We start from the raw sequence: 7,114 nt of genomic DNA on the forward strand, positions 1-7,114 counted from the left end.
GTTGTTTGTGTCATAAGTTTGTCCTCCTTATTTTAGTTAGTTAATACTTTTTGTATAGTATACCATAAAATCTTTCGCAGGTCAAACTTGACACTTTATCATATCATCTCTGCGGTGAACGGTTACCTGGAATTTGAAATTTATTCGGGATTTGGTGCCTGGAATTTGGAATTTCTGCGTGAATACCACCATCCGTCCAGTTAAAGATGTAGGTAAAGATTAGAAAAGGAGGATAGGGAAATGAACTTATGGGAAGCATTAGCATTGGTAGGCACAGCGGCGACAATATTAGGGATATTTTTGACTGTCTATGGGGTAGTGAATAATAAAACACTAAAGAATGAAACCAAATTAACACGAGAAACAATAGTAGAAGAGAGTAAGTTAACACGAGAAGCAATAAAAGAAGAGGGTAAGTTGACACGAGAGATGATTAAAGAAACTACTGAATATTTAGGTAAGCTAATTGTGGCTGACGGAGATAGAACTCGTTGGGCTATGAGTAAGTAGAAAAGTTATCATACAGATGCCCCGGAGGAAAAACACTACAAACTTGTAGTGAGTTTATCAAACCAAAAGAGATAATAATTTTCTCTATGTTCTCTGGGGTTAAATTATTTTTCTTATTTTGCAGAGGGCTTGACTACATAAAAAAGGAGGAAGTATCTCAATGAAAATTTGTATGATTGGCACCGGCTATGTGGGTTTAGTTACTGGCACTTGCTTTGCAGACTTAGGAAACAATGTTATTTGTGTAGATAATAATGAAGAAAAGATTAATATCTTAAAAAGTGGTGGAGTGCCTATTTATGAACCAGGGTTAAATGAAATGGTAGAAAGAAATGTTGAGAAAAATAGACTTTCATTCACCACTTCAATCGCACAAGGGGTTGAGGCATCAGATATTATCTTCATTGCGGTAAGCACACCACCTTTACCTGATGGAGAGGCAGACCTATCTTTTGTTGAAAATGTATCTAAAGAAATTGCTCAAACAATGAAAAGTTATAAATTAATCGTGGAAAAAAGCACTGTTCCGGTGCAAACAGGCGAATGGGTTAAACGCACGGTCAAATTAAATAATAAGCATCAGGTTGAATTTGATGTTGCCTCAAATCCTGAGTTTTTACGAGAAGGCTCGGCGGTATATGACATTATGCAGCCAGACCGAATAGTTATTGGCGTAGAATCTGAATGGGCAGAAAAACTCTTAAAGGAACTTTATGCCCCATTTAATGCCCCAATTATTGTTACAGATATCAAAAGTGCTGAATTAATTAAACACGCCTCTAACTCCTTCTTAGCCCTCAAAATCTCATTTATTAATGCCGTGGCAAATATATGCGAACTCTCCGGAGCAGATGTTCTAAAGGTTGCCGAAGGAATGGGTTATGATGAACGGATAGGAAGAAGTTTCTTAAATGCTGGTCCTGGCTTTGGTGGCTCATGTTTTCCAAAAGACCTCTCTGCTTTTATCCGCATCGCTCACAAACTTGGCTATGATTTTCAACTCCTGAAAGAGGTTGAGAATATAAACAGAGAACAACGAAAACTTATTGTGACAAAGATAAAAAACGCTGTCTGGATATTAAAGGATAAAAAGATAGGTATTTTAGGACTGGCTTTTAAACCTAATACAGATGATATGCGCTCTGCCCCTTCGATTGAGGTAATTGAAATGTTACAAGGTCAAGGGGTATTTATCAAGGCATTTGACCCGGTGGCTATGGAGAAGGCAAAACCATTGTTAAAAAATGTTACTTTCTGCAAAGACCCTTACGAAGTCGCTGAAGAAAGCGATTGTCTGGTAATTATGACCGAATGGAATGAATTTAAAGAATTAGACTTAATTAAAATTAAGGAGAAAATGTCTAACCCGGTCATTATTGATGGAAGAAACATCTACGACCCGGCGAAAATGAAAGAATTAGGATTTGTGTATCATGGTATTGGGAGATAAAGGAAAAAATAATAACTATTTAGCCACTGATTAACACGGATTAGCACGGATAAATACAGAAGTCAGAGGATAGATGAGAAAGGGAGAAACGGAGAAAGGGAGAAACGGAGAAGGATAGGAGACACGAAGCACTATACCTTAATTTTCAGCCTTCAACCTGATTACGGACACGGAAAACGGACACGGATTACGAATTTTCAGTGTTTCATCTATGTCCATCTGTGGCTGAATAGTTACATAAAATCATTTTCTGTGCCTCTCTGTGTGGTGAACGCTTACAAAAAGGTTAATGGTAATGATTGAAGGAATTAAAATTATTAAATTAATACCTCATGTAGATGAGCGAGGATTTTTAATGGAAATCCTGCGTAAAGATAACCCACATTTTAAGCAATTTGGGCAAATCTATCTGACTACCTGTAATCCTGGTGTTGTCAAAGCCTGGCATGCACATAAAAAACAGACGGATAACATCTTTTTAGTTAAAGGAAGTGTTAAACTTGGTCTATATGATGGCCGAACTGACTCGCCAACATATAAACAGACCGGGACAATTATCATCACTGAATTAAATCGTCAATTAGTGCAAATCCCACCCTTTATCTGGCACGGATTTTCGGCATTAGGGAATGAACCCGCTTATATCCTTAATATTCCAACAGAATTATACAATTATGATGAGCCAGATGAAATGAGGGTTGACCCGTTTGATAATGATTTTAATTTTGATTGGAAGGTGAAATCAGGATGAGAATTTTAATTACTGGTGGTGCTGGATTTTTAGGTTCACATTTATGTGATTATTTACTCAATATAGGACATGAGGTTATCGCTATGGATAATCTCATCACCGGCAACATAGATAATATCAGCCATATCCGAAGTGAGAAATTTCAATTTTATAGACATGATGTCACAGAATTTATTTATGTAGAGGGGCATTTAGACTTTATTCTTCATTTTGCCTCCCCTGCCAGTCCAATAGATTATGTAAAATATCCGATTCAAACATTAAAAGTAGGTGCGTTAGGAACGCATAAAACATTAGGATTAGCCAAATACAAAAAAGCCTCTTATTTACTTGCCTCGACATCAGAGGTCTATGGTGACCCATTAATTAGTCCGCAACCAGAAGATTACTGGGGTAATGTCAATCCTATTGGACCACGGGGGGTATATGATGAAGCGAAACGATTTGCCGAGGCATTGGTGATGGCATATCATTCCATTCACGGCATAGACACCCGTATTGCCAGAATATTCAACACTTATGGTGAACGAATGCGATTAGAGGATGGACGAGTAGTGCCAGCATTTATCCCACAAGCATTAAAAAATGAACCAATAACAGTCTTTGGTGATGGAAGTCAAACTCGAAGTTTTTGTTATGTCGCTGACCTGGTTGAAGGAATTTATAAGTTGATGTGTTCAAATTGTCATACTCCGGTTAATCTTGGCAATCCACTTGAAATGACAATTTTAGAATTCGCACAAAAGATAATTGAAATTACCAACAGTAAAAGTGAGATAATTTATAAACCATTACCTACCGATGACCCGAAACAACGAAGACCGGATATTACTAAGGCTAAAACATTATTCGGTTGGGAACCAAAGATAAATTTTGACGAAGGAATGATAAAAACTATTAATTGGTTCAAAAAACGGTTAAGTGTCTAATAAAAACAGGTGAAAAATGGATGGTGTCCTATCATAGCTAATTTACCATTACGGTTTTCTTCAGGGCATTTGAAAAAGGCAGACCCTCTGTCTCGTCCAGCCCAAACATAATATTCATATTTTGAACAGCCTGTCCAGCCGCCCCCTTAATGATGTTATCTATACACCCCATTACTATATAAGTACTTGTTCTTTCATCAACTTGAATACCAATATCACAAAAATTAGTCCCTTCCACATTCTGGATTTCTGGATATTCTCCTTGCTTGCAAATTCTAATAAATGGTTTATCTTTATAAAATTCTTGATATTTTTCAACGAGAGATTCAAATGTCATCCTTTTGTGTAGTTTAATATAAGTTGTTGTAAGCATTCCATATTTAAAACTGGCTACATGTGGAGCAAAAAGAACTTTAACTTTATCCTGGATTAAATCTCCTAATTCTTGCTCTATCTCTGGAATATGAGGATGGATACCTATTTTATATGGTTTAATATTTCCTTCGACTTCGATAGCTAAATTACGGTCATTTGGCTTTCTCCCGGCACCAGAAACACCGCATATTGCCTCAATAATAATTATTTCCTTTTTCTCTATGAGTTTATTAATAAATAAAGGGGCTACTGAAAGAATAGTGCAGGTTGGATAACAGCCTGGATTTGCTATAAAAAATGCATCTTTTATCTTTTGAGAGTATATCTCGGGTAATCCATAGACTGCTTTATTAAGAAGTTGTTTGTTATTTTGCTCAAAACCATACCACTTATATAAATCAACATCTTTCAATCTAAAATTTGCACTTAAATCAATAAATTTAATATTTGATTTTGTCTTTTGTGCTTTTTTAACTAAATCTGATGTTTCTGTTAAAAATTCACCGTGAGGTTTTGAAAGAAATATCACATCGCACTTTTCTATTACTTTATCCGCATTGTATTCACTACTTTTTAGCTCGAAAATACCTTCTAAAAATTTATGAATATCACTTATTTTTTCTCCTCCTTTGGTTTCTGAGACTAATAAAGTTATAGTTGCATACTTATGGTTAGCTAATAACTTTAATAATACACCAGAGGATATACTGGCGGCACCTATTATTCCAATCCTGATTTTCTCTTTGTTTTTTTTCATAACTATTTTTCTTTCTAATATTTTCTGAAGTGAAGCAACAGACAATGGTTGTTTCACTTCACCTGGGTAAATAATTACAATAATATTATATTATAATTATATATTTTTTGTCAAGTCTTTTAAAAAAGAGGCATTCGGGAAATTTATGAACCTTTGGAATATAAGAATGAAGGTTTAACTTCTTAAGAAGGTATCAAATAAAAAAATTCGACCTGTGCAATTAGAAATAAAAGGATAATTGATTAAACAGATTACATTTTTTATTGTAAGCGGATTGAACGGATTGAGCGGATTTTTTTTATTTCTTTTTCCGCTAAATCCGTTAAATCCGCTTACTAAATCCACCCGCTTACTATTAAAAATCTGCTTACTAAACTTGACTTACCTCCTGAATTTTTTCCACCTGTGCAATTAGAAATAAAGGAATAATATTTTGGGGACGCTGTCAACAAATTTGGGACGCTCCCAAAATATTACTTGTCTGTTGATTAAATGGTAAATATCCTCTTGCTCTGTCGCCATTTAAGTGATTGATTGGCCGTTGTCCCCCGCCAGCGGGGGACATCAATTGAGTAGCAACAGAGCACTATGGTTACGATATTTCTAATCTCTCAAAGATATAATCAATATGTCGAATAAAATAGCCTAAATCAAAGCAAGCCTCTATTTCTTTAGCCTTCAAAACCTTTAATATTTCGCGGTCTTTTTTAAGCAAATCTTTAAATTCAATTCCTTCATCCAGAGATTTCATCGCATTTCGCTGGACTAATTTATATGCGTTTTCTCTTGAGAGTCCTTTGTATGCCAATGCTAATAAAACCCGTTGAGAGTGAATTAAGCCATGCGTTTTGTCAATATTTTTTCGCATATTTTCAGGATAAATGACTAAATTTTTAACCACATCCCTGAATTTAACCAGCATATAGTTGACTAAGGTAAAGGAATCAGGCAGGATTATTCGTTCAACTGAGGAATGAGTGATATCGCGTTCATGCCACAGCGGGATATTTTCTAATGAGGCGAGGGCGTTTGCTCGGACAATTCGGGCTAACCCAGAAATTCGCTCGCAAGTAATGGGATTGCGTTTATGCGGCATCGCAGAAGAACCTTTTTGTCCCTCTTCAAAAGCCTCCTCTACCTCTCGTATATCTGTGCGTGCCAGATTTCTAATCTCTGTAGCAAATTTATCTAATGATGAGGCAATGATGGCTAATGTCGTCAAAACCTGGGCATGTCGGTCTCGTTGAATAACTTGAGTCGAAACTTCTGCTGGTGTTAATCGAAGTTTATGACAAACATATTCTTCTACCTTTGGGTCAATCTGGGAGTATGTGCCCACAGCACCGGATAGTTTACCCACCCTGATACATTCCTTTGCCTCTCTAATTCTGAGTAGATTGCGTTGAGTCTCTTTATACCATAAGGCTAATTTTAAACCAAAGGTAATAGGTTCCGCATGGGCTCCATGAGTGCGACCTATCATTATGGTTTTTTTATATTTTATCGCCCCGGCGAATAATGTTTCACTTAATTTTATTAAGTCATCTTCGATAATACCAAGAGCCTCTTTTATCATCAGAGATAATCCAGTATCAACCACATCATAAGAAGTAAGCCCAAAATGAATAAATCGTGATTCTTCTCCAACATACTCAGCGACATTGCTTAACAACGCAATAACATCATGCTGGGTTGTTTTTTCTATCTCCTGAACTCGTTTGACATCAAATTTTGCCTTCTCTTTTATGACCGTAACTGCTTCCTCTGGAATATATCCTAATTCTGCCTGTGCCTCGCAGGCACAAATCTCAACATCAAGAATTTTTTGGTATCTATTTTCCAATGTCCAGATACCTGCCATTTGTGGTAATGTATATCGTTCTATCATTTTTGTGCAACTCCTTATATTTGGTAACTGGTAAATGGTAATTAGTTACCAATTAACCGATTACTTACTTTTAATTTCGTCAAGCCCTATTATTATAACATTTATGATATAGTTTTTCAAGAGAAATTTGTTAAAAAAATTATTACACCCAGCCATTTTACTTTTTTTCTTGCATTTAATTGAAGACTTTGGTATAATAAAAGTGTTGAACAAATAAGACGCGGAATTTGATTCTGGTAACTCCTGGTAATTAAATACCATTTGGCTGAGCTCACGACGAAACCATTTAACTATACTTTAACTATACTTTAGAGAGGCATATTTTGGGATTTCCTGTTACTATCAACTCAGGTTATCGGTTATCAGGTTATCGGTAAAGAGCAAGCAGTAGCCTGCTATCTCAAATTACCGATTACTGATTACCTGATTACCGATTACTTTAAATAATCACAAT

At 35.8% G+C, this 7,114-nt stretch carries 6 protein-coding genes; 4 read left to right on the forward strand and 2 right to left on the reverse strand.

The genetic code is table 11. From position 1 onward, the window contains the following. Window positions 1-240: 240 nt before the first annotated feature. The 4 genes from AB1414_12655 to AB1414_12670 all read left to right on the forward strand — a co-directional run bounded on the left by AB1414_12655 (window position 241) and on the right by AB1414_12670 (window position 3,640). Window positions 241-510: a hypothetical protein gene (locus AB1414_12655; protein ID MEW6608271.1), complete on the forward strand. Its 270-nt coding sequence runs from the start codon at window positions 241-243 to the stop codon at window positions 508-510. 160 nt (window positions 511-670) lie between these two features. Beyond that, entirely contained in the window at window positions 671-1,960 is a 1,290-nt protein-coding gene (locus AB1414_12660; GenBank protein ID MEW6608272.1) for a UDP-glucose/GDP-mannose dehydrogenase family protein, read from the forward strand. A gap of 295 nt (window positions 1,961-2,255) precedes the next feature. Continuing rightward, window positions 2,256-2,711: a dTDP-4-dehydrorhamnose 3,5-epimerase family protein gene (locus tag AB1414_12665; GenBank protein ID MEW6608273.1), complete on the forward strand. Its 456-nt coding sequence runs from the start codon at window positions 2,256-2,258 to the stop codon at window positions 2,709-2,711. Next, the gene (locus AB1414_12670; protein ID MEW6608274.1) at window positions 2,708-3,640 is read left to right on the forward strand and encodes a UDP-glucuronic acid decarboxylase family protein; all 933 of its coding nucleotides are present in this window, start codon (window positions 2,708-2,710) and stop codon (window positions 3,638-3,640) included. The genes AB1414_12665 and AB1414_12670 overlap by 4 nt, the downstream gene beginning before the upstream one ends. A gap of 37 nt (window positions 3,641-3,677) precedes the next feature. On the opposite strand, the gene argC is transcribed toward AB1414_12670, so the two are convergent. Together argC and purB are read right to left on the reverse strand one after the other, a co-directional pair. Further along, window positions 3,678-4,772 carry an N-acetyl-gamma-glutamyl-phosphate reductase gene (gene argC, locus AB1414_12675; GenBank protein ID MEW6608275.1) on the reverse strand — a complete coding sequence of 365 codons (1,095 nt, stop codon included), beginning with the start codon at window positions 4,770-4,772 and terminating at the stop codon, window positions 3,678-3,680. Window positions 4,773-5,364: 592 nt separating this feature from the next. Beyond that, a complete protein-coding gene (gene purB / locus AB1414_12680; protein MEW6608276.1) occupies window positions 5,365-6,660 on the reverse strand; it encodes an adenylosuccinate lyase in 1,296 nt (431 codons plus the stop codon). Window positions 6,661-7,114: the final 454 nt, after the last annotated feature.

The organism is bacterium (assembly GCA_040755795.1).
Taxonomy (GTDB): domain Bacteria; phylum UBA9089; class CG2-30-40-21; order CG2-30-40-21; family SBAY01; genus JBFLXS01.

Excerpts from the sequence above, each read along its gene's own strand:
- AB1414_12655 (MEW6608271.1), top strand. The coding sequence starts at position 241 with ATGAACTTATGGGAAGCATTAGCATTGGTAGGCACAGCGGCGACAATA.
- AB1414_12660 (MEW6608272.1), top strand. The coding sequence starts at position 671 with ATGAAAATTTGTATGATTGGCACCGGCTATGTGGGTTTAGTTACTGGC.
- AB1414_12665 (MEW6608273.1), top strand. The coding sequence starts at position 2,256 with ATGATTGAAGGAATTAAAATTATTAAATTAATACCTCATGTAGATGAG.
- AB1414_12670 (MEW6608274.1), top strand. The coding sequence starts at position 2,708 with ATGAGAATTTTAATTACTGGTGGTGCTGGATTTTTAGGTTCACATTTA.
- argC (MEW6608275.1), bottom strand. The coding sequence starts at position 4,772 with ATGAAAAAAAACAAAGAGAAAATCAGGATTGGAATAATAGGTGCCGCC.
- purB (MEW6608276.1), bottom strand. The coding sequence starts at position 6,660 with ATGATAGAACGATATACATTACCACAAATGGCAGGTATCTGGACATTG.